A 24,393-nucleotide genomic window follows, 5' to 3' on the forward strand; every position below is an offset into this window, starting at 1 on the left:
GCGTGATCGCGGGCTAGCTTACCCGCTCAGTCAACCTACACGTTTAAGTGGCGCGTTTAAGTAACGCGGAGTAGCGAAATTGCCGACCGGTACCAGCACCGCACCTGGAACCGCACCCCCATCAGGTCCCCACCGTCCCCGGTACTCAGCGAAGAGGACCCATGCCCGGCCCGACAAGCTCACGCAGCACTCCCGGGAAGACCGCGACCCTGGCCGGCATGGCCTCCTACCTGGACGCCGCCGCCCTGGTGACGTCCGGCATCGCCATCGGCGGCTACTACGCCGCGCCCCTCCGGCTGAGCCCCGAGACCATCGGCTCCCTCCTGGGACTGCAGACCCTGGCGTTCGCCGCCGGTGCGCTCCTCGGCGGCCGGCTGGGCGACCGCCTGGGCCGCCGCACGGTCTTCACCGTCTCGCTCGTCCTGTACGCGGCGGGCGTCCTGCTGCTCCTCGTGGCCGCGAGCCCCGCCCTGCTGTTCGCGGGGGCCGTGACCACCGGCCTGGCCATCGGCGCGGACCTGCCCGTGTCGCTCGCCCTCGTCAACGAGGAGGCGCCGCCCGGCAGGAAGGGCACCATGGTGGTGTTCTCCGGCATGCTCTGGCTCGCCGGAATCGTGGCCGTCCTGCTGCTCAGCTCCTTCATGGGGGCGCGGGGCGTGCTCGGCGGCCGGATCCTCTTCGCCCATCTGCTGATCGTGGCCGTCGTGGTCCTGCTCCTGCGCCTCACCCTCAGTGAGTCCGCCGAGTGGGCGGCCGCACGCCGGGCCGCCGACGCCCGCCCCGCCGCGCCCGGCGGAGCGGGCGCGGCCATCGAGTTCGGCCGTGTCCGGGACCTCTTCCGGGCGCCGACCGTCAGCGCCCTGCTCGCCACCGGCCTCTACTACGCCACCTGGAACCTCGGCGCCAACACCCTCGGCCAGTTCGGCACCTTCCTGTGGACCGCCCTGGCCGACGGGGAGGTCGCGGAGTACTCACGGCTGACCCTGCTCGGGCTGCCGGTGGGCTTCGTCGCCGGCCTGCTGTTCATGCGTGTGGTCGACCGGCCCGCCCGCCGCGTCTGGTTCGCCGCGGGCACCGCCCTGATCGTCGTCGCCTGGGCCCTGCCCGCCCTGCTCGGACCGGGCAGGTTCACCCTGGTCGCCGTCATGCTCCTCTCCGGCCTCGGCAACTCCTTCGCCGGCGAGTCCATCTACAAGATCTGGTCCCAGGAACTCTTCCCCACCCTGCTGCGGGCCACCGCGACCGGCGTGACCATGGCCTTCACCCGCGCCCTCGCCGGACTGGCCGCACTGGGCACCCCCGCCTTCGCCCTCGGCCACACCCGGCTCTTCTTCGGCCTGCTCCTCGGCGTCACCGCCGTCTCGGCGGTCGTCGGTCTCCTCTGGGTGCCGCGCCTGCCCGCGGTCTCCCCGTTCGACCCCGCCGGCCCGTCGCACCCCGCGTCCCTCGCCGCCGCCCACCCCGAGGCGCGCTCCTCCCGGGGCGGCACTCCCACCTCCGTCACGACCGTAAAGGCTGTGTCTTGATCCGCCACCACGACTTCCGTCACCACGACCTGACGCTGCGCTCGACGCTGCACATCCCCGAGGGACCGGCGGACACCCGCCACCCCACCGTGGTCTTCGTCCACGGTTTCACCTCCAACCGCCTCGAACTGCCGAACTTCGTCGCCATGTCCCGGCTGTTGGCGGACCACGGCATCGCCTCGGTCCGCTTCGACCTCTCCGGCCACGGCGAGAGCGACGGCGACTTCTTCGACGTGACCATCACCGGCGAGATCGCCGAGACCCGCGCGATCCTGCGCACGGTGCGGACGCTCGACTTCGTCGACCCCGACCGCATCGGTCTGGTCGGCATGAGCATGGGCGGTGTGGTCGCCGGCATCACGGCCGCCGAGGAGACCGGCATCGGCGCGCTGTGCCTGTGGTCCCCGGCGGCCGTGGCCCCGTTCGAGTTGGCCAAGGGCTATCTCAAGGGCCGCGGGCTCGCGGCGGAGATAGCGGAGAAGGGGTACTTCGACGCCGACGGGCACCGGATGAGCCAGGCACTCATCGACGACATCGCCGGCCTCGACGTGTACGGGCGGTCCGGGACGTACACCGGACCGGTGCTCATCCTGCACGGCGACAAGGACGACATCGCTCCCCTGGAGTACGCGCGCCGCTACCTGGACCACTACGACGGCAACGCCGAACTGGAGGTCGTGCAAGGCGCGGACCACGCCTGGGGCACCGTCCCCCACCGCGCCGCGCTGCACGGCTTGACGCTGGGCTTCTTCCGGAAGCACCTCAAGCCATGAACACGACGGCATCCGCCGAGCAGACCCCCACGGACATCACGGTCTCGGTCACCGCACTGCGCACCGCCGACGACTCCGGCCTCGTCGCCACCGCGCACGCCATGCCCCGTCTCTCGTGGTCACTGACCGGCACACGGCCGGGCATCCTCCAGCACGCCTACGAGATCGAGGTGTCCGGCGACCCCTCCTTCGACGACACCACCTCCAGCGGTCAGGTCGAGTCCGGCACGGTCACCGACCACCCGTGGCCGGCCCAGCCCCTGAGCAGCCGCGAGACCCGTCACTGGCGTGTCCGGGTCCGGACCGAACTCGGATGGACGCGGTGGAGCGCCCCCGCCCGTGTGGAGGGCGCGCTGCTCGACGCCGTGGACTGGGCCGCCCGGCCCGTCCACGTGCCCGGTGACCGGGGCCGCCCCTCCCCCGGCCCCGTGCCGTTGCTCCGCCGGGAGTTCCAGCTCCCGGCGGAGCCGGTGTCGGCCCGCCTGTACGTGACCTCGCTCGGCGTCCACCGCACCACCCTCAACGGCCGGCCCGTCTCCTCCGACCTGCTGGAACCGGGCTGGACCAGCTACCCCGACCGGCTGCTCTACGCCACCTACGACGTCACCGGCCTGCTCCGCCCCGGCCCGAACGCGCTCGCCGCCGCCGTCGGCGACGGCTGGTTCCGCGGCCACCTCACCTGGCACAAGAACCGCGACGTCTACGGTGACGCGACGGCCCTGCTCGCCCAGCTCGAAGTCGACCTCACCGACGGCACCCGGGTCACGGTCATCACCGACGGCCGCTGGAAGGGCGGTTACGGGGACCTGCTGTCGGCGGACCTGTACGACGGCTGCGAACGCGACCTACGCCTCGCAGCGCACGGCTGGCAGCTGCCTGGGTTCGCCGACGACGACTGGGAGCCCGTCGCCGTCATGCCCCTGCCCGAGGGGTTGGTGCAGCGGGCCCATCCGCCCGTGCGCGTGGTCCGGACCGTCCGGCCGCGGCTGCGGACCCTCGCCGACGGCACCATCGCCGTCGACACGGGCGAGAACGTGACCGGTTGGCTGAGGATCCGCGTCGACGGACGGCCGGGCGGCACCGTCACCGTCCGGCACGCCGAGGTCCTCGACGGCGACGGCCGCCTGCTGACGAGCATCCTGCGCGGCGCCCGGGCCACGGACCGGTACACCCTCGCCGGGGGCCCGGCCGAACTGACCCCGGACTTCACCTTCCACGGCTTCCGGTACGCGGAGATCGACGCCTCGCCCGACGTGACCGTCGAGGCGGTCGAGGTCGAGGTCGTCGCCAGTGACCTGCGCCGGATCGGCACGTTCCACTGCTCCGACGAACGCGTGAACACCCTGTACGCCAACGTCGTGCGCTCCCAGCGCGGCAACTTCCTCGCCGTGCCCACGGACTGCCCGCAACGCGACGAACGGCTCGGCTGGACCGGCGACATCATGGCCTTCGCCCCGACGGCGTGCGCCACCTTCGACAGCGCCTCCTTCCTCGACAGCTGGCTCACCGACCTCCGCATCCAGCAACGCCCCGACGGGGCGGTGCCGATGGTGGTCCCGGACGTGCCGCTCGGTGAACTCCCGCCCGCCGAGCTGCCGTTCGCCGGAGCCGCCGCGGGCTGGGGCGACGCCGCCACGGTCGTGCCGGCCGCCCTCTTCGAGGCGTACGGCCAACCGCATTCCCTGGAACGCCACTACGCGGCGATGCGCGCGTGGGTCGAGTTCACCGTCGCCCACCTGGACGAGGACGGCACCTGGAGCGGCAACGCGCAGCTCGGCGACTGGCTCGACCCCGCGGCACCGCCGGAGAACCCGGCGGCGGCCACCACCGACTCCGGGTACGTCGCCACCGCCTTCGTCGCGCACAGCGCCCGGCTGCTCGCCGACGCGGCCCGTGAACTGGGCTTCGCCGAGGACGCCGACCGGTACACGGCCCTGCACCGGCGTACCTCCGAGGCCGCCTGGCGGAAGTGGGGCGAGCACGCCCGCACCACCCAGACGGGATGCGCCCTCGCCCTGGAGTTCGGCATCGCACCGGCCGGCGAGCGCGCCGAGGTGGGCAAGGCGCTGGCGAGCCTGGTGCGGGCGAACGGAGGCCGTATCGCCACCGGTTTCCTGGGCACACCGTTCGTGCTGCCCGCCCTCGGCGGCACGGGCCATGTGGCCGAGGCGTACGAACTGCTGCTCAACCCCGAGTGCCCCGGCTGGCTCTACCAGGTCGCCCGCGGTGCCACGACCATGTGGGAGCGGTGGGACGCCATCGGTCCCGACGGCACCATCGACGTCGAGAACGCCGGCACCATGCTGTCGTTCAACCACTACGCCTACGGCGCGGTCGCCTCCTGGCTCTACCGCTCCGTGGCGGGTCTGTGCCCCGCCTCGCCCGGGTACCGCACCCTCGACATCGCCCCGCGCCCCGGCTTCACGCTCACCTCCGCCGAAGCCGCGATCGACACTCCGTACGGCACCGCGTCCGTCGCCTGGTCGATCAGCGACGGTTCCCTCACGGTGCGGGCCGTCCTGCCGCCCGGCACCACCGGACGGTTCAGCGCGCCCGAGGGCTGGACCTGTACGGAGCCCGTCGACGCGCTCGCCTCCGGCGGCCACGTCCTGTCCCTGCGTCCGCTCACCCGCCCCTGAACGTCCCCCACCACCGGAGCCCGTCCGTACCGGCTCCCTCCCGCCCGGTCCGAGGACCGGGCCCACAGACGGCGGCCCGCTGCTCCCTGACACGCGGCGGGCCGCCTTCGCACGTCCGTGGGGGCCGTGGGGCGGTGCGTCAGCGCAGCGCGTCGGCGAAGAAGTCGAGCGACCGGTCGACCTCGGCGAGAGCCGGGGTGCGGTTGAGGTGGCCGTGCGGCATACCGGCGGCCAGACAGCTCCTCACCTCGACCTCGGAGGCGGTCAGCTGCCGTACGAGGAGTTCGGCCGAGGGCCGCAGGTCGTCGTACTCGCAGACCAGCACATGGACGGGAGGCAGGCCCCGCAGCGCGGCCGCGCCCGGCAGCGCGTCACGCGGGAGGTCGGTGAGCCGGCCGACGTAGTTCTCCACCATGAACTCGATGTCCTGGGTGGTGAACCGCATCGTCGGCGGCAGGGCCGCCATCTCGGCCTCCGTCGCGCTGTCCAGCGCCGGGACGGGGAAGTGCGCGAACGGATAGGCGAGCAGCAGGAGATCGGCCGGCCGCAGGGCTTCGTCCCGGTCCCGCAGCGCCGTGGCGAGCGCCAGCGCCGCGCCCGCGCTCGCTCCGCCGAGGGCCACGACGTCGGCGTCGGGGGCCAGTTCGGTCCTGAGCCACCGCCACGCGGCGCACACGTCGTCCAGGGGGACGGGATACCGGACGCCGCCGACCGCCAGCCGGTAGTCGACGGAGACCACCAGGGCCCCCGCCCGCGCCGCGAGTTCGGCCGCGACGACATCCGCCTCGGGCATGTCGAGGTCACCGCCGAGGAAGCCGCCGCCGTGCGCCCACAGCACGGCGGTGGAGCCGGGGCGTCCTGGAACGTACGTCCGCACGGGCACGGGGCCGTGCGGACCGGGTATCTCGCGGTCCTCGACCACGACGTCGGCGGGGCGGGCCCACTCCGAGGGGTCGCGCATGAACGCGGCGAACCGGGCCTGCGCGTCCGGGTCGGCGAGATCGGCGAACGTGAGACCGGCGAGGAGGTGCAGTCTCCCGGCGAGATGGGGGTCGAGGGGCATGGGGACCACCTTCCGTGGCGTCAGAACAGGGACAGGGACGGGGGAACAGAGGGGCGAGGGACGAGGGACGAGGGAGACGAAGGGGGACAGGAGGGCTCACCCAGGGCGCGCCGGGACGTCGGGGGCAGCGCACCGACCGCGGACCGACGCGACCGACGCGTCGCCGCAAGGCCGTGTGTGCCGGGAGGCCGTGCGCGCCGGGAGGGTTCGGAGCACAAGGCTGGGGCGGCGCCCGACCAAGCCGGACCGTCCCCTGGGGATCACCACGGCCTCGGCCCGAACCTGGACTGCTCGGTCGGGCAGCTCGGCTCGGGGCGGGTCGGTCGGGTCAGGTTGGGCCGGGCGGGGCGGCCCGGCTCCGGTCGGGTCAGGTGGGGACGGCTCGGGTCGGGTCGGTCGGGTCAGATTGGTTCAGGTCGGCCCGGCTCCGGTCCGGTCGGCCCGGCTCGGGCGGCCCGGGTCGGCTCGGCTCGGCCAGGCCAGGCCAGGCCAGGCGACCCGGACCGGTCGGCTCGGGCCGGTCGGCGCAGCCGGGTCAGATCGGCTCGGGGTCAGGTCGGCGGGAGCCCCCGCCTCGCCGACCCGGCCCGGCCCGACCCGGCCCTCACGCCGACTCGCGCACCGCCAGCCTGATGTTCGGCTCCACCGTGCTCGTGGAGGCCGGTGCTCCGTCGAGTGCGGACCGGACCGAGTTCGCGTACAGCTCGGCGATCCCGGGGAGGTCCTGGACGACGCTGGTGAGCGGTGGCCAGGAGACCGCCGCCGCGGGGGTGTCGTCGACGCCGATCACCGCCATGTCCCGGGGCGCTTCGAGACCGAGGTGCCGCAGCCCGGCGAGCACGCTCATCGCCACGTCGTCGTTGAACGCGCAGATACCGGTGACCTGCGGATCGGCGGCGAGCCAGGACCGGACCGCGTCGGTGGCGGCGCCCGGCGCCAGGGGGATCGTCCGGACGTCGGGGGCCGGCAGTCCGAGTTCGGCGCAGACCCGGCGGACCCCGTCCAGGCGCGGCCGGGCGAACACGGCGACCCGCTCGTCGTCGGGGTAGGCGTAGCCCAGCCGACGGTGGGAGGCGGCGGCGAGATGGCGGGCCTGCGCCGCGCCGATCGCGTTCGCGCTCGTGACGCCCTCCTCCGAGCCGAGCCCGCCGTCGTCGTACAGGGCGGCGATCACCTCGATCCCCGCGGCCCGCATCGCCGTCGCGTCGGCATCGGAGAACGGCTCGAAGGAGAGGACGGCGGCCGGAGTGAGGGCTTTCCAGATCTCGCCCAGTGGGCGGGCGCCCCGGATGCCGGAGTGGACGACGAAGGTCAGGTTCCGCTTCGCGAACGCAAGCGTCAGCTGCTGGATGAGCAGGCCGGTCGCATAGCCGAGCGGCCAGTCGGGCAGCAGCCCGAGGACCACGTCGGAGCGGCCGTACCGGAGGGTGCGCGCCGCGGCCGACGGCGCGTAGCCGAGGCGCTCGGCCGCGTCCAGCACGCGTTGACGGGTCGCGTCGGTGATCTTCTGGTGGGCCGTGTTGTTGAGGACGAAGCTCACCGTCGCCCGCGACACACCGGCCTCGCGGGCCACGTCCGCACTCGTCACTCTCCCGCTTCGCGAAGCCATAGACGACCACCTTCCACGAACCTCTTGCGCGACGCAGGAGACACAGTTAGTTTACGGACACCCACTTTAACGTGTTAGCGACACGTTAAAGCAACGGCACGTAGCCATAAAGCGAGGTTGCGCGATGGGATGCCCTGTCGACTCATCCGATCGCCGACATTGAAGCAGACGGTCCGCGGCGCCCACGCGACGGAGTGATCCTCCGGGTACGTCGCACCGGGCCCGGTCCGTCCGCGCCCTCACCGTCGCCCTCCGCCTCCGGCGGTCCCCGCCGACGAACCGCACATCGACATCACGCATCCGGCCACCGGGCGGTCCGCCCCGGTGGCACTCCCCGGCGACCTCCTCATCGGACCCGCCTCGTCCTTCGGAGACCCTCAATGAAGAGAAGAACCGCACTCCAGGCCTCCATCGGCGTCGTGGTCACCCTCACGCTCGCCGCCTGCGGCGGCGGACAGAGCGACAGCAAGGGCGCCGCCGCAGGCCCGGTGGACCTCACCATCGCCCTGTCCTCGGCGCCCAACAGCCTGGACCCCTCGGCGGTCGCCGTCGGGCCCTTCCTGAACTACATGGACCCCGCCTACGCGACCCTGCTGACCCGCAAGCCCGACGGCACCCTCGGCGCCGGCCTGGCCGACAAGTGGGGCTACGTCGGCAAGAAGAACACCAAGTTCGAGCTGCGCCTGCGCAAGGGCGCCAAGTTCGCCGACGGCGCCCCGGTCACCGCCACCGATGTCGTCAACTCCTTCACGTACTTCCAGAAGGGCAGCGGCCCCGCCGCCGCCTGGTTCCGGCCCCTGACGTTCGCGACGTCCGGCAGCTCCACCGTGGTGATCACCAGCCCCACACCCAACCCCGACATGGGCACCCTGTTCACACCCCCGTACATGGGCGGCGCCATCATCAGCCCGGCCGGGCTCAAGACGCCGAAGAAGCTGGCCTCCTCGACCTTCGGCGCCGGCCCGTACGTGTACAGCGCCCAGCAGTCGGTCTCCGGCGACCACTACGTCTACCTCCCGAACAAGAACTTCTACGACCAGTCCGCGATCCACTTCAAGAAGATCACCGTCCGGGTGATGCCGAACGTCAACTCCCAGGTGCAGGCCCTGAAGTCGGGCCAGATCGACCTCATGTACGGCACCCCCGACGTGGCGCCGACCGTGAAGGGCGACAAGGCGATCACCACGCTCCAGAAGCCCACCACCTGGGCGGGCCTGTTCCTCCTGGACCGTGAGGGCACCGTCGTCAAGGGCCTCGGCGACGTGCGGGTGCGGCAGGCGCTGAACTTCGCCGTCGACCGGGCCGCGATCACCAAGGCGGTCTACGGGGACTACGGCACCCCGGTCTCCCAGCCGCAGATGCCCGGCTACGACGGCTACAGCCCCGAGGCCGCGAAGATGTACCCCTACGACCCGGCCAAGGCCAAGAAGCTGCTGAAGGCGGCGGGCTACGGGAGCGGACTGACGATCCCGGTGAACTACGGGTCGTTCGACCCCTCGACGGCCAAGATGGTCCAGGCCGTGCAGCAGCAGCTCGCCCAGGTGGGCGTCAAGCTGAAGCTGCGGGCCGCCACCAACTTCGGCGGCTGGATCAACGACCTGCTGACGAAGAAGTACGCGGCCACCGTGCTCTCGCCCGGCACGGGCGGCGAGGCCAACTTCTACGCGCAGCAGCCGCCCTTCAGCAAGACGGGCATCATGAACGTCTTCGGGGCGGACGACCCGGACGTCGACGCCGCGTACGCCCGGCTCGCGTCGGCGGACGCGAAGGCCGGCGCGCAGGCGTCCGTGGACCTCACCGACGTGATCGTGCGCAAGGCACTCGCCCTGCCCATATCCGGCACCGACACCATCGCCATGTACGACAGCAAGCTGCGCGGGGTGAAGTTCCCGCCGGGCGGCGCACAGCTGACCTCGAACACCCTGTGGACCACCCGCTGACGAGGGCCGATGCTTCCCATCATTCTCCGCAGGCTGGCGCTGTCCGTCCCGCTCCTCTTCATCGTCTCCGCCATCACCTTCCTCCTGGAGTCGTTCGTGCCGGGCGACCCGGCACGCACGGTGCTCGGCATCAACGCGACGCCGGAACAGTACGACGCGCTGCGGGCCGCCATGCATCTCGACCAGCCGGTCGTCGTGCAGTACTGGCTCTATCTGCGCGGCGTCCTGCAAGGTGATCTCGGCAGCTCGCTGTTCTCCGGTGAATCCGTGCTGGGGCTGATAGGGCAGCGGCTGCCGGTCACCCTGGCGCTGGTGATCGGGGGGACCGTGCTCGCGACCCTCGTCGGCGTCCTGCTCGGGGTCCACAGCGCGACACGCGGCCGGGTCGGCCGCCGGCTGTTCGACATCGTGTCGCTGCTGGGCAGCGCGGTGCCCAACTTCTGGATCGCCCTGGTGCTGGTCGCCGTGTTCGCCGTGAAGTTCGGGTTCTTCCCCGCCACCGGATACACCGCGTTCGCCGAGTCGCCGGGGCAGTGGGCGTCCGGTCTGGTGCTGCCGGTGATCTCGCTCGCGATCGGCGGGATCGCGTTCATCTCCAAGGTCACCCGGGACGCGATGCTGACCACCCTCGGCCTCGACCACATCAGAACCCTGCGGGCCTCCGGCATCCGACCGGCGTCGATCGTCTGGAAGCACGCCCTGCGCGGCTGTGGGCTGCCGGTGGTGACGACGATCGGTCTGATGATGATCACCTTCATCCCCGGCACGATCCTCATCGAGAACGTCTTCACCCTGCCCGGCCTCGGCACCACGGTCGTGGACGCGACCAACCAGCACGACCTCCCGGTCGTCCAGGGCCTCACCATCACCTTCACGGTCATGGTCATCGTGGTGAACCTGCTCGTGGACGTCCTCTACAGCCTCCTCAACCCGAAGGTACGTACGGAATGACCACTGTCGAGGCGCCCCCCAAGGCGCGATCACGGGCGAGGACCAACCCCTTCGCCGGGATAGGGCGCCGTCCCGTCGCCGCCACGGCCCTGGCCGTGGTCGTCGGGATCACCGTCGCCGTGATCCTCGCCCCGCTCCTGGCGCCGCACCCCCCGCTCGCGCAGGACCTGCTGCACACCCTGTCGGGTCCGTCGGCGAACCACCCCCTCGGCACCGACGTCCTCGGCCGCGACGTGCTGAGCCGACTGCTCTACGGAGGACGGCCGACCCTGATCGGGGTCGCGGCGGCCGTGCTCGTGTACGCCTTCACCGGCATGACCCTGGGCGTGCTGGCCGGCTATCTGCGGGGCTGGACCGACCGGGTCATCGTCGCCGTGCTGGACGTCATGCTCTCGGTCCCGGCGGTCATCATCACGCTCGCCGTCCTCGCGATCTTCTACCAGAGCAATGTCGCCGCCATGCTCACGCTCGGTTTCTTCGCCTCCGCGGGACTCGCGAGGATCATCCGCAGCACCTGTCTGGCGCTGCGCGAGGAGTTGTTCGTGGACGCCGCGAGGGTGTCCGGGCTCGGTCCGGTCCGGATCATGGCCCGTCACATCCTGCCCCGCCTGACCGGGCAGCTGCTGGTGCCGGTCTTCCTCTTCTCCGGCAACGCCCTCGCCATCCAGACCGGCCTCGGCTTCCTCGGCCTCGCCACTCCGGCGCCGGCCCCGAGCTGGGGCGGCATGGTCGGGGAGGCCGCGCAGATCATGCAGCAGAACCCCTATCTGCTGTTCGTCTCCGGTGGCGTGATCGGCCTGATGTCGTTGTCGTTCGGTCTCGTCGGCGACGGTCTGCGCGATCTCGAACAGGACCGCCGGCAGGCCACCGGCGGCCGGCTGCGGCGCCCCGCTCCCGCCGCCGTCGCCCAGGACGCCGCGGAGGCGCCGGCCGGCGCGGTGCTCGCCGTGCGCGACTACTCCATCGCCTTCGCCACCGCGCAGGGGCCGCGTACCGTCGTCGACTCCATCGGCTTCACCGTCCGCCCCGGGGAGATCTTCGGTCTCGTGGGCGAGTCCGGCAGCGGAAAGACGGTGACGGGGCTGTCCCTGCTCGGACTCCTGCCTCCCAACGGCACGGTGACCAGCGGCACCGCGTGGCTGGACGGCACCCGCGTCAGCGGCCTGTCCGAGCGCGAGCTGCAGCGCCTCCGGGGCAGCGAGATCGCCCTGGTGTCGCAGGAGCCCATGGTGGCCCTCGACCCGTACTTCACCATCGGCTCCCAGCTGGCCGAGGTCATCCGGCGCACCGGCGGCACACCGGGCGGCAAGGACGCCGTACGGCAGCGCATCCGCGACCTGCTGACCAGCGTGCACCTGCGCGACCCGGACGACGTCGCGCGCCGGCATCCGCACGAGCTGTCCGGCGGCATGCTGCAGCGCGTCGTCATCGCCATGGCGCTGGCCGGGTCGCCGAAGGTGCTGATCGCCGACGAACCCACCACGGCCCTGGACGTGACCGTGCAGGCGGGCATCCTCGATCTGCTGCGGTCGCTGCGCGACGAACACGGCATGGCGATCATCCTGATCACCCACGACCTGGGGGTGGTGGCCGACAGCTGCGACCGCGCGATCGTGATGGAGCGGGGCCGGATCGTGGAGGAGGGCTCGGTGGAGGACATCTTCTACCGGCCCCAACACCCGTACACGAAGAAGCTCATCGAGAGCACCCCCAGCATCGCTCGGACCGAGGGCAGGATCGCGTGACCGGAACACCTGTACTCCAGATCGACCGCCTCGCGGTCCGCTACCCGGGGCGCGGCTTCCGCAAGCCCCCGACGACGGTCATCGAGGACGTGTCGTTCGAGGTGGGACATGCCGAGACGGTCGCGCTCGTCGGTGAGTCCGGCTCGGGCAAGACCACCATCGGCCGCGCGGTCCTCGGCCTCACCCCGGTCAGCGGTGGACGGGTCCTGCTCGACGGGCGGGACATCACCCGGCTCGCCGGACGGGCCCGGCGGCTGCTCGCCTCCGACCTCCAGGCGATCTTCCAGAACCCGTACGGTTCGCTCAATCCCGCGCTGCCCGTGGGCCGGACACTGGCGGAGCCGCTGCTCGCCGGTTCGTCCCGCTCGCCCGAAGAGGTCCGTGACGACATCGCCGGCCTGCTGCGCCGCGTCGGTCTGCCGGAGGACGCGGCGGACCGGTATCCGGCGCAGTTCAGCGGAGGTCAGCGCCAGCGCATCGCCATCGCCCGGGCGGTCGCCCGCAGGCCCCGGCTCATCATCTGCGACGAACCGACCAGCGCCCTCGACGTCACCACCCAGGCGGCGGCGCTGGCCCTCCTCACCGAACTCCAGGACACCCTCGGGTGCGCGTACCTGTTCATCACCCACGACCTCGCGGTCGTCAAGGAGTTCGCCGCCCGCACCCTGGTCCTGCAGCACGGGCGGATCGTGGAGGAGGGATCGAGCGTCGACGTGTGCGACCGGCCGGAGCACGAGTACACCCGCCGGCTGGTCGCGGCCGCCCCCGTCCCCGACCCGGAGCTGCAACGCGTCCGGCGGCAGCGGCGGTTGGAGGTGAAGGCGACCGCGTGAGGCCCGGTGCGGGGCCGGTTGCTCAGTCCTCCAGCGGCTCGTGGTCGAACCAGTCGAAGTGCACGGCTCCGGCGGTGGCGAACAGGCCGAGGACCCGGCCCGTGAAGCCGCCGGCGACCTCCGTGGACAGATAACGGCCGTCCAGCGAGGCCAGTTCGACGAAGGTGCCGTCCGGCTCCTCGAAACCGAGCGAGACGAAGTCGGGGCCGGTGCGCGCGTCGGTCATGGTGCGCACCGGCGTGGTCTCCACGCGGAGCACCACGGGCCCCGGGAGCACCGGCCGGGATGCCACCACGGTGTGCAACGGGCCGATGCGGGCCCGCACCCGCACCTGCCCGGACGCGACCTCGACGGAGTAGTGGTGGCTCTCGTCGAGGCGGACGGCCAGACCTCCGGCCTGTCCCTCCCCCACGTCGGCCAGGGTGCGCACCCGGCACGCCCGGTGCTGCTGGCGCCGGCCCAGGAACGTCACCTCGGCGTCGTCGAGCGACGTGCCGCGGGCGCGCAGGGTCAGCCAGCCGGACCGTTCCTTGGTGGTGCAGTCCTCCGGGGGGCGCCGGCGCAGCGAGATCCACTGCGGGGCGAGGTCGGTGACGTCGAAGTCGTCCCGGCGCTCCGGCGGGGCGGCGGGGGGTTCCAGGGGCCAGGGCGGTGCGGGCAGGTCGGCCGACAGTTCGCCCACGACGGGCCAGCCGTCGACCCATTCGACCGGCGCGAGGTACGTCTCCCTGCCGAGCACATGCCAGCCGGGGGTGCCGCCGCCCGGCCGTACGCCTAGCAGCACCATCCACCAGGAACCGTCGGGCCCCTGGACCAGGTCGGCGTGGCCGGTGTTCTGGATGGGGTGGTCGGTGCCGCGGTGGGTCAGGATCGGGTTGGCCGGGCACGGTTCGAAGGGGCCGGTGGGCGCGCTGCCGCGGGCGACCGAGACACCGTGGCCGCGCTCGGTGCCGCCCTCGGCGATGAGCAGATACCAGTGGTCGCCCACGTGGTAGAGGTGCGGTGCTTCGGGGGCCTTGGCGCCGGGCGCGCCGGACCACAGCGGGCGGCGCTCGCCGACCGTCTGGCCGGTGTGGGGGTCGAGGCGGATCTGGCCGACTCCGGCGGTGGTGCACCAGCAGGTGCCGTCCTCGTCCCAGGCGAGGTCGGGGTCGATGCCGTGCACACCGGGCAGCGGGATCGGGTCGGACCAGGGGCCGGCCGGGTCGGTGGCCGTGAACAGCAGATTGCCGTCGGCGCTGACGTTGGTGACGATCAGCCAGAACCGGCCGTCGTGGTAACGCAGGGTGGGGGCGTAGAGCCCCCCGGAGGGGGCGGTGTCCGGCGGCAGACGCAGTTGGCCGGGGCGGTCGAGCGCGTTGCCGATCTGGGTCCAGTGGACCAGGTCGCGGCTGTGGAAGAGGGGGATGCCGGGGAAGTACTCGAAGCTGGAGCACGCGAGGTAGTAGTCGTCGCCCGCCCGGCAGATGGACGGGTCGGGGTGGAAGCCGGGGATCACCGGGTTGCTGATGGTGCGTCCCGTCTCGGACACGCTCGTCACCCTGATCGGATCCTTTCGCACGTCTCGAAAGTTTCGCCAACGCAGACAGATACTTTCTCGATCAGGCTAGCCAGGGGGTGTCCGGACGGTCAATGAGGCCGTGCGTCAGCCCCGGGGCGGAGCCGTGCTGGAGCGGACCGTCAGGGTCGTCGCGATCTCCAGGCCGGCCTGGGGCGCGGGCTCGCCCCGGCCGAGGGTGAGCGCCAGTTCGGTCGCGGCCACGGCCATCTCGGTGAGGGGCTGGTGAACGGTGGTCAGCGGCGGGTCTACCCAGGCCACGACCGGCAGGTCGTCGAAGCCGACGACGCTCAGGTCGTCGGGGATGCGCAGGCCGGCCTCGCGGGCGGCCTGGTAGACACCGAGCGCCTGGAGGTCGTTCGCGGCGAAGACGGCAGTCGGGCGCTGCGGCAGTTCCAGCAGGGTGCGTGCCGCTTCGTAGCCGTCCGCGCTGGTGAGCGGGGCGTACACGATGAGTTCGGGGTCGACCGGCAGACCGGCCGACCCCAGCGCGGAGCGGTAGCCGTCCAGCCGGGCGCTGCAGTACAGCTGGTCCGGCGGGCCGCTGATCATGGCGATGCGGCGGTGTCCGAGCTGGGTGAGGTGGCGGGTCGCGGCCCGGCCGCCGGACCAGTTGGTGGCTCCGACGAACGGGACGTCGTCCGGGAGTTCGGTCGCCGGGTCGACGACGACGAACGGGATGCCCTTCGCCCGCAGCTGCTCCCGCTCGGCCTCGGAGAGCTGGGCCACCGACAGGACGCAGTTCGGCCGCCGGGAGACGGTGTCGTCCCAGGTGAGCGGGTCCGTGTCATGCAGCCCGAACTCGGACACCATGACGCCGACGCGGTGCCTGCGGGCCACCCGCTCGACCCCGCGGATGATCTCGACGGCCCACATGTGCTTCAGCTCGCGGAAGACCAGCTCCACCACGTTGCTGCGGTTGGCGCCGGACGGCTTGCGGTAGCCGTAGCGGTTGACCAGTTCCTCCACGCGGGCGCGGGTGTCGGCGGAGACACCGGACTTGCCGTTGATCACCTTGGACACGGTGGGCACCGAGACCCCCGCCGACTCGGCGATGAACGCGATCGTGACCGGCCGGGAGGTGTCGCCCCCCGCGCCGTCGCCGTCCGCGGGCCCGAGGTCCGCTTCGGTCGCGTCGTCCGCTTCGGTCGCGTCGTACGCCAAGGCAGTCCGCCCCTCTCGTGGATGTGCGCGCGCGACCATTCTGGCATCCCGATACCGCCGCACCTGTGGCCTCCGACACGTCCTCATGTTAATTTCTCCGCCGCACAGAGCGAAACTTTCTCCATCCGAGTTGTATCTCTGTCGGCCACCGGTCGGCTCCACGGCTCCACGTGTCGCACACCCCCCAACCCGAAGGTGCGCATGATGACGAGAAGACTCGCAAGGTTCCTGCCCCGGCGACGGCGGCCGTCGCACCCCCCACGCAGACTGACGGCACTGGTCCTGGCGCTCGTCCTGCTCCCCCTGCTGCCCGCCACCGCTCGGGCCGCCGATCCGCCCGTGCCCCCGGCCGGTTCCCCGGCGGCCCGCAGCGCGGTCGCCGCCATGCAGCCCGGATGGAACCTGGGCAACACCTACGACGCCATCCCGGACGAGACGTCCTGGGGCAACCCGCCGGTGACGCGTGCCCTGTTCCAGAAGGTCAGGTCACAGGGCTTCAAGAGCATCCGGCTGCCCGTCACCTGGGGCATCCACCAGGGCGCAGCCCCGCAGTACACGATCGACCCCGCGTGGATGGCGAAGGTGCGCCAGGTCGTCGACCTGGCGCTGGACGAGAACCTGTACGTCCTGCTGAACATGCACCACGACTCCTGGATGTGGGTCAACAACCTCTCCACCGACCACGACACCGTGCTCGCCCGCTACCGCGCCACCTGGACCCAGATAGCGGCGGAGTTCCGGGACAGGTCGCCCAGGCTGGCGCTGGAGAGCATCAACGAGCCCAAGTTCGACGGCACCTCCGGTGACGACGAGAACTACCGACTGCTCGCCGAACTCAACAAGGTCTTCCACCGGATCGTCCGCGACTCCGGCGGCGGCAACACCGACCGGCTCCTCGTCCTGCCCACGCTGTACACCAACGCCGACCAGGGCCGCCTGGACGCGCTGGCCACCGAACTGGCGGATCTGCGCGACCCCATGGTGGCCACGACGGTCCACTTCTACGGCTGGTGGCCCTTCAGCGTGAACATCGCCGGGTACACCCGGTTCGACGCCACCTCCGAGCAGGATCTGACCGCGACCTTCGACCGTGTCCACAACGCGTTCACCGCGCGCGGGATACCGGTCGTCATCGGCGAGTACGCCCTGCTGGCCTACGACCACAACCGCCCCGGCATCATCGAACGGGGCGAGCAGCGCAAGTACTTCGAGTTCCTGGGCGACTACGCCCGCCGGCGCGGCCTCACCACCATGCTCTGGGACGCGGGGCAGTTCCTGAACCGCACCACCCTCCAGTGGCGCGACCCGGAACTGTTCGGCCAGATCAGGTCCAGCTGGACCACCCGCTCCGGGACCGCCTCCAGCGACCTGGTGTTCCTCCCGAAGTCGGGCGACCTGACCGCCCAGGACCTCACACTGAACCCGAACGGCACCGACTTCCAGGGACTGCGGCACGGCTCCCGCACGCTCGTGAAGGGCAGGGACTACACCGTCAGCGGCAACCGGCTCACCCTGACGGCCGCCGCGCTGACCGAGCTGGCCGGCGACCGGGCGTACGGGGTGAACGCGACGCTGGAGGCCAGGTTCTCCCGCGGTGTTCCGTGGCGGATCGACGTGGTCACCTACGACACCCCGGTCCTGTCGAGCGCCTCGGGCGGGACCGGGGGTCTGTCCGTCCCCACCCGGTTCCGGGGCGACAGGCTCGCGACCATGGAGGCCCGTTACGACGACGGGGGCAACGCGGGCCCGGCGAGCTGGACCCCGTTCCAGCAGTGGGACACCGCGTTCTCGGCGTACACCGACGACGCCGTCAAGCTGACCGGTGAGTTCCTCGCCTCCCTGAAGGACGGCTCCCGGGTGACGCTCACCTTCCACTTCTGGAGCGGCGCCAAGGTGGCCTACCACGTCACCAGGTCGGGCGGTTCCGTGACCGGTTCGCCCGCCTGAGGTCCACCGCCGCGCGGCCGGGGCCCGGCCGCGCGGCGACACGCGGGGTGCCTCCGGGGCTCGCACCCCGCCGGCCCCTACTGCGGCTGGGTGGCGATCTGGATCAGGTTGCCGCAGGTGTCGTCGAGGACGGCGGTGGTGACGGGGCCCATCTCCAGGGGCTCCTGGGTGAAGCGCACCCCGAGGCCGCGCAGACGCGCGTACTCCGCCCGTACGTCGTCGACGGCGAACTGGGCGAGCGGGATGCCGTCGGCGACGAGCGCGTCGCGGTAGGGCCGCACGGCCGGATGGCCGGCGGGCTCCAGGAGGAGTTCGGTGCCGTCGGGCTCGTCCCGCGAGACGACGGTCAGCCAGCGGTCCTTCTCGCCCAGCGGGACGTCGTGCTTCTTCACGAAGCCGAGGATCTCGGTGTAGAAGTGTTCGGCCTTGGTCTGGTCGTCGACGAAGACGCTGGTCAGACGGATCTTCATGAGGTGCTCTCCTGCGGTCCGGAGGGGTCGGGCACGGGCCACCGCTCGGTGATCTGCCGCAGCGGGGCGGTGTTCAGGTCATGGAATTTGTAGCGGCCCTCCCGCCGGGTCTCGACGAGCCCGGCCGCCTCCAGCACGGCGAGGTGCTGGGAGACGGCCTGGCGCGAGATGCCGAGCCGGTGCTTCATGGTCAGCCGCGCACAGATCTCGAACAGTGTCTGTCCCGACTGCTCGACCAGCTCGTCGAGGATGGTCCGGCGGGTGGGGTCGGCGAGCGCTTTGAACAGGTCGTCGGCCACACCTCCACCATAGGCAAGCAACCACTTGCCTATCAAGCCCGGACGGGACCCGATCCGCACGGCCCCGCCACGCACGGCCCCGCCACGCCGCGGGTCACAGCCCGAACAGCTCCGCCCCGTTGTCGTGGCACACCGCCCGCAGCCAGTCCTCCCCCAGACCCAGACGCTCCAGGGCGTGGAGCTGGTGGAGGTAGGGGTAGGGGATGTTGGGGAAGTCGGAGCCGAGGAGGACCCGGTCACCGAGGGCGGCCAGCCGCGGCAGGGCCCGGCGCGGGAACGGCATGAAACCCTCGCTGAAGTCGGTGAAGGCCATCGTCGTGTCGAACCGCACCTCCCCGTACCGCTCGGCGAGACCGAAGAACTCCTCGTACTCGGGCATGCCCATGTGCGCGACGACCAGCCGCAGCCGGGGATGACGCGCCAGGACCCGCCCGATCGGCTCGGGCCCGGTGTGTTTGCCCGGCGCGGGCCCGGAGCCGCAGTGGACGACCACGGGGACGCCGGCCTCGGCCAGCACCCCCCATGCCGGGTCGAGGAGTTGGTCCGCCGGGTCGTACGCCCCCACCTGTACGTGCGCCTTGAAGACGCGCGCGCCCTCCTCGACGGCCTCCCTGACGTACGCCGCGACGTCCGGCTCGGGGTAGAGCGTGGCGGTGTGCAGACAGCCGGGGGTGCGGCGGGCGAAGTCCACCGCCCAGGCGTTCAGCCAGCGGGCCATGCCCGGCTTGTGCGGATAGAGCATCGAGGTGAACGCCCGCACACCGAAGTCCCGGAGCAGGTCCGCCCGTTCGGCCTCCTCCTGACGGTACGTGATCGGCCATTCCATGCCGCCGGTCAGCGGTCCGAGCGCGTCGAAGTACGCCCACACCTTGCGCAGGACGCGCTCGGGCATGAAATGTGTGTGGACATCGACCAGGCCGGGCAGACCGAGCGCTTGCGAGAAGCGGCGGATCTCTCCGGCTTCCTCGCCCACGGGTACCTCACGGGGATGATCGTTCATGCCGTCCACGATCGGCTCCGGGGCGGCGACAGGTCCACCACCGCGCACAAGGGAGCGATGAGGGATCCGTCACCCGGCGGTTCGTGCCTGGCGCGACGCGTCGCGGCCCGCCGCTGCCCTTTGGGACACGCCAAGTCTGCCCCTGTGCCTCTGGGAACGCGGTCTCCGCCGTGCCAACCTGCATGATCGGTTCGCCTGTGAGTGTCGGAGGATGACGGATGTCGAAGGCTCAGGCCGAGAACGCCACGACACGGAAGGAGCGGGAGAAGCGCCAGGCGCGGGCGACTCACGCTCCCGACCTGCCGCCACTGCTCTCCCTCCAGAGGAGCGTCGGAAACGCGGCGGTCGTCCAGATGCTGCGGCAGGCCGGGCACGTGGCGGCGCAGGACCGGCACGAGCACGACGCCGGATGCGGGCACAAGCCGGTACAGCGCTCCTCGAACGATGCCGTCGTCGCGCGTGCCGTGACAGAGGACGAGCAGGTGGAGGACACCAGTCCGGAGAGGCAGAGCGCCCTGCTGGACGCCGCGCTGAAGTCACCGAGTCAGGCGCTGCCCTCGTCGGTGGTGGCGAAGGCGGGGGCGTTCTTCCAGAACGACCGGCTGTCCGCCACCCGTGTCCACCGCGACGAGGTGGCGCAACGGGCCACGACGGCGATGGGGGCCGAGGCCATGACCATCGGCCACCACGTCTTCCTCTCCGCCGGGGCGGCGGCCGACGAGCGGCTGATGGGCCACGAGCTCAGTCACGTCGACAAGAACCTCAAGGGTGTGCGGGAGACGGGCCACAACAACGGGGCGGGAGTCTCCGTCACCGATCCGGGGCAGAGCTCGGAACGGGCGGCCGAGGCCGACGGCCACGCCTACGCCTCGGGCATGACGACCGCGCCCTCGGCCACCGTCCACCGCAGCACCGTGAGCACGGCGGGCGGGCCGGTGCAGCGCATGCTGCAGGACGGGGAGGACGGGCCGGGCTGGGGACGGGTCGCTCTCGAGGAGAAGCCTCCGGGATCGAGCGAGGAGGACCACATCGCGGGGCTTGCGGCGGACAGCGAGGAGGAAGTCCTCCTGAAGCGTGGCGTGACGCCCACGCAGAAGAAGTACATGGTGCAGGAATTCATGCGGCATAGCTTCGTCAGCTTCTCCAAAATGCTCCAGGTGCCCGACGAGAATGCCACGGCGCCCGATCCGGAGCATATCCACAGCTACACGAGCGGGCACCGCACTGACGATTCCGCCAAGCTGGTCGAGTTCTCCTCCAATCCCGCAATAGCCTCCATCTTCGGCTCGGAGGCCCGTTTCGGATACGTCATCACGGTGAAGATCAAACGGAAGTATCTCGGCAAGGGGTCCAGCGGCTCCGAGAAGGGCTGGATCGCTCAGCAGGGCGCGCCCTTCAGCATCGTCGCGGTCGAGGAGAAGGACAGCGTCAAGGGCGGCGACGCGGTCCCGCTGACCGACGCGGAGTTCCGTGAGGTGGTCAAGAAGGAGGAGATGGCCGAGTTCCTGCTCAATTTCGCCAATCCGGACTTCATGAAGGAGCACATGACGAAATTCGCGGGCGCGGAAAGACTGGCGGAGGTCAAGAGGATCACCGAAATGAAGAAGAAGTTCCAGGATTGACCGTTCCAGGATTGGCCGTTCCAGGACTGACCTCCCTTCTTCGGTGAAGTCCGGCCGTCGAGCGGCCCGGCGCTTCGCCCGGAATACCCCTCCCCGTCCGCCCGGAATGCCCCTCCCCGTCCGTCCGGTGTGGATCTCGTCCGGCCGGGCACTCGGCCCTCGACCGGGGTGGACCGGCTGGAGGTGTGGCATGGCGGTACGGCATCGTCTGATCAAGGTGAGTCCGCAGGCCGTGTGGGCCGTCCTCGCGGACGGCACGCGGTACGCGGAGTGGGTGGTGGGGACCTCGTCCTCCGAGCCGGTGCGCGGGCTGTGGCCGCAGGTGGGCTCGGCGATCGGGTACGAGATCCGGGTGGGACCGCTGCGGCTGAGCAACGAGACCGTGGTCCGGTACTGCGAGGAGGGCTCCGAGCTGGGGCTGGAGGCGCGGGCCGGGGTGCTGGGCACGGCGCGGATCTCCGTCACGCTCCGCCCCTGGGGACCGTACTGCCTGGTCGTCGTGGACGAGCACCCACTGCAGGGCGTGGGCGGGGCGCTCCACAACGTGGGCGTGGAGGCGCTGATCCAGCTCCGGCACCGCGCGATGCTCGCCCGGCTCGCCGGACTCTGCGAGGCGCGGGCCGAGGAGGGTGCCGAGGCCGAGGCACGCACCGAGGCGGAGCGGCCCACGAGGCTCCACGGGCGGCGCAGGGCCGCGGGCCACGGCACCGGCGGCCATGCCTGACGCGGTGGTGATCGGAGCCGGCCCCAACGGGCTGGTGGCCGCCAACCTGCTCGCCGACGCCGGATGGAGCGTGGAGGTCCTGGAGGAACAGTCGGTGCCCGGCGGCGCGGTGCGCCACGACAGGGGCGTCGACCCCGACTTCGCGAGCGACCTCTTCAGCTCCTTCTACCCCCTGGCCGCCGCGTCCTCGGTCCTGGCACGGCTCGGCCTGGAGCAGTACGGCCTGCGCTGGAGCCATGCCCCGGACGTGCTGGCCCATCCGCTCGGCGACGGCAGATGCGCGGTGCTGTCACGGGACATCGACGCCACCGCCGCCTCGCTCGACGCCTTCCACCCGGGGGACGGGGACGCCTGGCGGCGCCTGCACCGGACCTGGGAGGACCTCGGCCCGGACATCGTCGACGCGCTGTTCACCCCCTTCCCGCCGGTCCGCGCCACCGCCCGCCTCGCCGTCAGGCTGAGGGCGGCCGGGGGCCTGCGGATGGCCCGCACCCTGGTCGCGCCGGTCCGCCGCATGGGGGACGAGGAGTTCCGGGGCGAGGGCGGCAAGCTGCTGCTGGCCGGAAACGCCCTGCACGCCGACCTCGCGCCGGAGGCCGCGGGCAGCGGCGGCTACGGCTGGCTGCTGTGCATGCTCGGACAGACGTACGGCTTCCCCGTGCCGGCCGGCGGCTCGGGCGCCCTCACGGAGGCACTCGTCGGCCGGCTGCGGGCGCGGGGCGGGACCGTGCGCTGCGGCCGGCGGGTCACCCGTGTCCTGGTGCGCGGCGGCCGGGCCGCCGGGGTCCTCACCTCCGACGGCGAGAAGGTGGCCGCCCGCCGCGCCGTCCTGGCGGACGTGTCCGCGCCGTCCCTGTACGGCGAACTCGTCGACGCCGAGCACCTCCCGCCCCAGCTGACGGCCGATCTGAAGCGCTTCCAGTGGGACTTCGCCACGTTCAAGGTCGACTGGGCCTGCGACGGTCCCGTGCCCTGGCGGGCCGAGGCGGCGGCGCGGGCGGGCACGGTCCACCTCGCCGACGGCGTCGACGAACTCACCCGCTGCGCCGCGCAGATCGCCATGGGGCAGGTACCCGACCGCCCCTTCGCCCTGTTCGGGCAGATGACGACCGCGGATCCCTCCCGCTCCCCCAGCGGCACCGAGGCCGCCTGGGCGTACACCCACGTACCGCACGTCATCAAGTCCGACGCCGGCGACGAGGGTCTGACGGGCCGCTGGAGCCGTACGGAGCAGGAGGTGATGGCCGACCGCGTCGAACGCCAGGTGGAGCGGTTCGCGCCGGGGTTCCGTTCACGCATCCGCGCCCGCCGGGTGCTGGCCCCGCCCACCCTCCAGGCACTCGACCGCAACCTGCACGGCGGTGCCATCAACGGCGGTACGGCGGCCCTGCACCAGCAGCTCTTCTTCCGGCCCGCCCCCGGCACCGGCCGCCCCGAGACCCCCGTGGACGGCCTCTACCTCGCCTCCGCCTCCGCCCACCCGGGCGGCGGGGTGCACGGCGCCCCCGGCGCCAACGCCGCCCGTGCCGCACTGCGCCGGCACCGGCTGCCCGGGCTCACCCGCGCCCAGCGCGTCCTGGCCCACCGGGACCGCACCGGACGGGCCCAGAGCCGGGCGGGAAGGGAGCGGTCGTGAAGGACAGCCCGCTGCGCGACCGGACGGTCGTGGTGACCGGAGCGGCGCGCGGCATCGGAGCGGCCCTGGCGGACGCGCTCGCCCGGCGGGGTGCGCGGCTGGCCCTCCTCGACCACGACGAACCGGCGCTGAGGGCGACCGCCGCCGCCCTCCCGGGCACGGTGCTGGCCCTGGGCACCGACGTCTGCGACGACACCGCCCTCGACGAGGCGGCCGAGACCGTCCGCGCCCGCCTGGGGCCGCCCTCGGTCGTCGTGGCGAACGCGGGTGTCGCCGAGGGCGGCCCCTTCGCCCGGTCGGACCCCGGCACCTGGCGCCGGGTGATCGACGTCAACCTGATCGGCAGCGCCCAGACCGCGCGGGCCTTCCTGCCCGATCTGGTGCGGACCGCCGGCTACCACCTGCAGATCGCCTCGCTGGCCTCGATCGGCGCCGCCCCGATGATGAGCGCGTACTGCGCCTCCAAGTCCGGTGTGGAGGCGTTCGCCCACACGCTGCGCGCCGAGACCGCCCAGCACGGTGTGGCCGTGGGCATCGCCTACCTCGGCTGGACCGACACCGAACTGATCCGCGACGCCGACCGTTACGTGACCCTGCGGGAGCTGCGCGCCCACATGCCGCCACCGGCCCGGCGCGTCCAGCCCACCGAGACCGTCGCCACCCGCCTCGCCGACGCGGTGGAACGGCGGCGGACCGCCGTCTACGTCCCCTGGTGGCTGCGCCTGACCCAGCTGACCCGCGCCGCGATCCCACCGCTGGTGCTGCGCGCGACCCGTCGCACCCTCCCCCGCCTCGAAGCGGAACAGCCTCTCCATCCGACCGGACTGCTCGGGCCGGGCGGCCACCCGCGCGCGGGCGCCTGACGAAGCCGCCGCGCCCCTGTGTGACGTATCG

At 72.1% G+C, this 24,393-nt stretch carries 19 protein-coding genes; 12 read left to right on the forward strand and 7 right to left on the reverse strand.

What is annotated here, in order from left to right; all coding sequences use genetic code 11:
* Window positions 1–161: 161 nt before the first annotated feature.
* From PYR72_RS06850 to PYR72_RS06860, 3 genes are read left to right on the forward strand one after another with little or no spacing between them, the layout of a single operon-like run.
* A complete protein-coding gene (locus PYR72_RS06850; RefSeq protein ID WP_275454419.1) occupies window positions 162–1,526 on the forward strand; it encodes an MFS transporter in 1,365 nt (454 codons plus the stop codon).
* Entirely contained in the window at window positions 1,523–2,299 is a 777-nt protein-coding gene (locus PYR72_RS06855; protein ID WP_275454420.1) for an alpha/beta hydrolase, read from the forward strand. Before PYR72_RS06850 ends, PYR72_RS06855 begins: the two co-directional genes overlap by 4 nt.
* Window positions 2,296–4,938: an alpha-L-rhamnosidase gene (locus PYR72_RS06860; RefSeq protein WP_275454421.1), complete on the forward strand. Its 2,643-nt coding sequence runs from the start codon at window positions 2,296–2,298 to the stop codon at window positions 4,936–4,938. The genes PYR72_RS06855 and PYR72_RS06860 overlap by 4 nt, the downstream gene beginning before the upstream one ends.
* A gap of 139 nt (window positions 4,939–5,077) precedes the next feature.
* Here PYR72_RS06860 and PYR72_RS06865 read toward each other — a convergent pair whose 3' ends face one another.
* Both PYR72_RS06865 and PYR72_RS06870 read right to left on the reverse strand, forming a co-directional pair.
* Entirely contained in the window at window positions 5,078–6,001 is a 924-nt protein-coding gene (locus PYR72_RS06865; RefSeq protein WP_275454422.1) for an alpha/beta hydrolase, read from the reverse strand.
* Window positions 6,002–6,605: 604 nt separating this feature from the next.
* Entirely contained in the window at window positions 6,606–7,610 is a 1,005-nt protein-coding gene (locus tag PYR72_RS06870) for a LacI family DNA-binding transcriptional regulator (protein WP_275454423.1), read from the reverse strand.
* A gap of 380 nt (window positions 7,611–7,990) precedes the next feature.
* Between PYR72_RS06870 and PYR72_RS06875 the strand changes: the two genes are divergently transcribed.
* From PYR72_RS06875 to PYR72_RS06890, 4 genes are read left to right on the forward strand one after another with little or no spacing between them, the layout of a single operon-like run.
* Window positions 7,991–9,550 carry an ABC transporter substrate-binding protein gene (locus PYR72_RS06875; RefSeq protein WP_275454424.1) on the forward strand — a complete coding sequence of 520 codons (1,560 nt, stop codon included), beginning with the start codon at window positions 7,991–7,993 and terminating at the stop codon, window positions 9,548–9,550.
* 9 nt (window positions 9,551–9,559) lie between these two features.
* Complete coding sequence (locus tag PYR72_RS06880) at window positions 9,560–10,501, forward strand: ABC transporter permease (protein ID WP_275454425.1); 942 nt, start codon at window positions 9,560–9,562, stop codon at window positions 10,499–10,501.
* Complete coding sequence (locus PYR72_RS06885; RefSeq protein WP_275454426.1) at window positions 10,498–12,246, forward strand: dipeptide/oligopeptide/nickel ABC transporter permease/ATP-binding protein; 1,749 nt, start codon at window positions 10,498–10,500, stop codon at window positions 12,244–12,246. Before PYR72_RS06880 ends, PYR72_RS06885 begins: the two co-directional genes overlap by 4 nt.
* A complete protein-coding gene (locus tag PYR72_RS06890; protein WP_275454427.1) occupies window positions 12,243–13,079 on the forward strand; it encodes an ATP-binding cassette domain-containing protein in 837 nt (278 codons plus the stop codon). The genes PYR72_RS06885 and PYR72_RS06890 overlap by 4 nt, the downstream gene beginning before the upstream one ends.
* Window positions 13,080–13,101: 22 nt before the next feature.
* On the opposite strand, the gene PYR72_RS06895 is transcribed toward PYR72_RS06890, so the two are convergent.
* Complete coding sequence (locus tag PYR72_RS06895) at window positions 13,102–14,619, reverse strand: glycoside hydrolase family 43 protein (protein WP_275454428.1); 1,518 nt, start codon at window positions 14,617–14,619, stop codon at window positions 13,102–13,104.
* Between the two features lie 105 nt (window positions 14,620–14,724).
* Window positions 14,725–15,840: a LacI family DNA-binding transcriptional regulator gene (locus PYR72_RS06900; protein ID WP_275454429.1), complete on the reverse strand. Its 1,116-nt coding sequence runs from the start codon at window positions 15,838–15,840 to the stop codon at window positions 14,725–14,727.
* A 165-nt stretch (window positions 15,841–16,005) separates the two neighbouring features.
* Here PYR72_RS06900 and PYR72_RS06905 point away from each other — a divergent pair, with 165 nt between their 5' ends.
* Window positions 16,006–17,748, forward strand: a complete 1,743-nt coding sequence (locus PYR72_RS06905; protein ID WP_275454430.1) for a cellulase family glycosylhydrolase — start codon at window positions 16,006–16,008, stop codon at window positions 17,746–17,748.
* Between the two features lie 77 nt (window positions 17,749–17,825).
* On the opposite strand, the gene PYR72_RS06910 is transcribed toward PYR72_RS06905, so the two are convergent.
* From PYR72_RS06910 to PYR72_RS06920, 3 genes are all read right to left on the reverse strand, one after another.
* The gene (locus tag PYR72_RS06910) at window positions 17,826–18,218 is read right to left on the reverse strand and encodes a VOC family protein (protein ID WP_275454431.1); all 393 of its coding nucleotides are present in this window, start codon (window positions 18,216–18,218) and stop codon (window positions 17,826–17,828) included.
* Complete coding sequence (locus PYR72_RS06915) at window positions 18,215–18,517, reverse strand: metalloregulator ArsR/SmtB family transcription factor (RefSeq protein WP_275454432.1); 303 nt, start codon at window positions 18,515–18,517, stop codon at window positions 18,215–18,217. The genes PYR72_RS06910 and PYR72_RS06915 overlap by 4 nt, the downstream gene beginning before the upstream one ends.
* A gap of 94 nt (window positions 18,518–18,611) precedes the next feature.
* Window positions 18,612–19,517, reverse strand: a complete 906-nt coding sequence (locus PYR72_RS06920; protein WP_275454433.1) for an amidohydrolase family protein — start codon at window positions 19,515–19,517, stop codon at window positions 18,612–18,614.
* A gap of 218 nt (window positions 19,518–19,735) precedes the next feature.
* Here PYR72_RS06920 and PYR72_RS06925 point away from each other — a divergent pair, with 218 nt between their 5' ends.
* The 4 genes from PYR72_RS06925 to PYR72_RS06940 all read left to right on the forward strand — a co-directional run bounded on the left by PYR72_RS06925 (window position 19,736) and on the right by PYR72_RS06940 (window position 24,362).
* On the forward strand, window positions 19,736–21,139 hold the full coding sequence (locus PYR72_RS06925; protein ID WP_275454434.1) for a DUF4157 domain-containing protein: 1,404 nt from the start codon (window positions 19,736–19,738) through the stop codon (window positions 21,137–21,139).
* Between the two features lie 190 nt (window positions 21,140–21,329).
* Window positions 21,330–21,863: an SRPBCC family protein gene (locus PYR72_RS06930; protein ID WP_275454435.1), complete on the forward strand. Its 534-nt coding sequence runs from the start codon at window positions 21,330–21,332 to the stop codon at window positions 21,861–21,863.
* Window positions 21,856–23,499, forward strand: coding sequence for an NAD(P)/FAD-dependent oxidoreductase (locus PYR72_RS06935; protein ID WP_275454436.1), 1,644 nt, complete (start codon window positions 21,856–21,858; stop codon window positions 23,497–23,499). Before PYR72_RS06930 ends, PYR72_RS06935 begins: the two co-directional genes overlap by 8 nt.
* Entirely contained in the window at window positions 23,496–24,362 is an 867-nt protein-coding gene (locus tag PYR72_RS06940; protein WP_275454437.1) for an SDR family oxidoreductase, read from the forward strand. Before PYR72_RS06935 ends, PYR72_RS06940 begins: the two co-directional genes overlap by 4 nt.
* Window positions 24,363–24,393: the final 31 nt, after the last annotated feature.

It is taken from the genome of Streptomyces sp. VNUA24, assembly GCF_029167005.1.
GTDB lineage: Bacteria > Actinomycetota > Actinomycetes > Streptomycetales > Streptomycetaceae > Streptomyces > Streptomyces scabiei.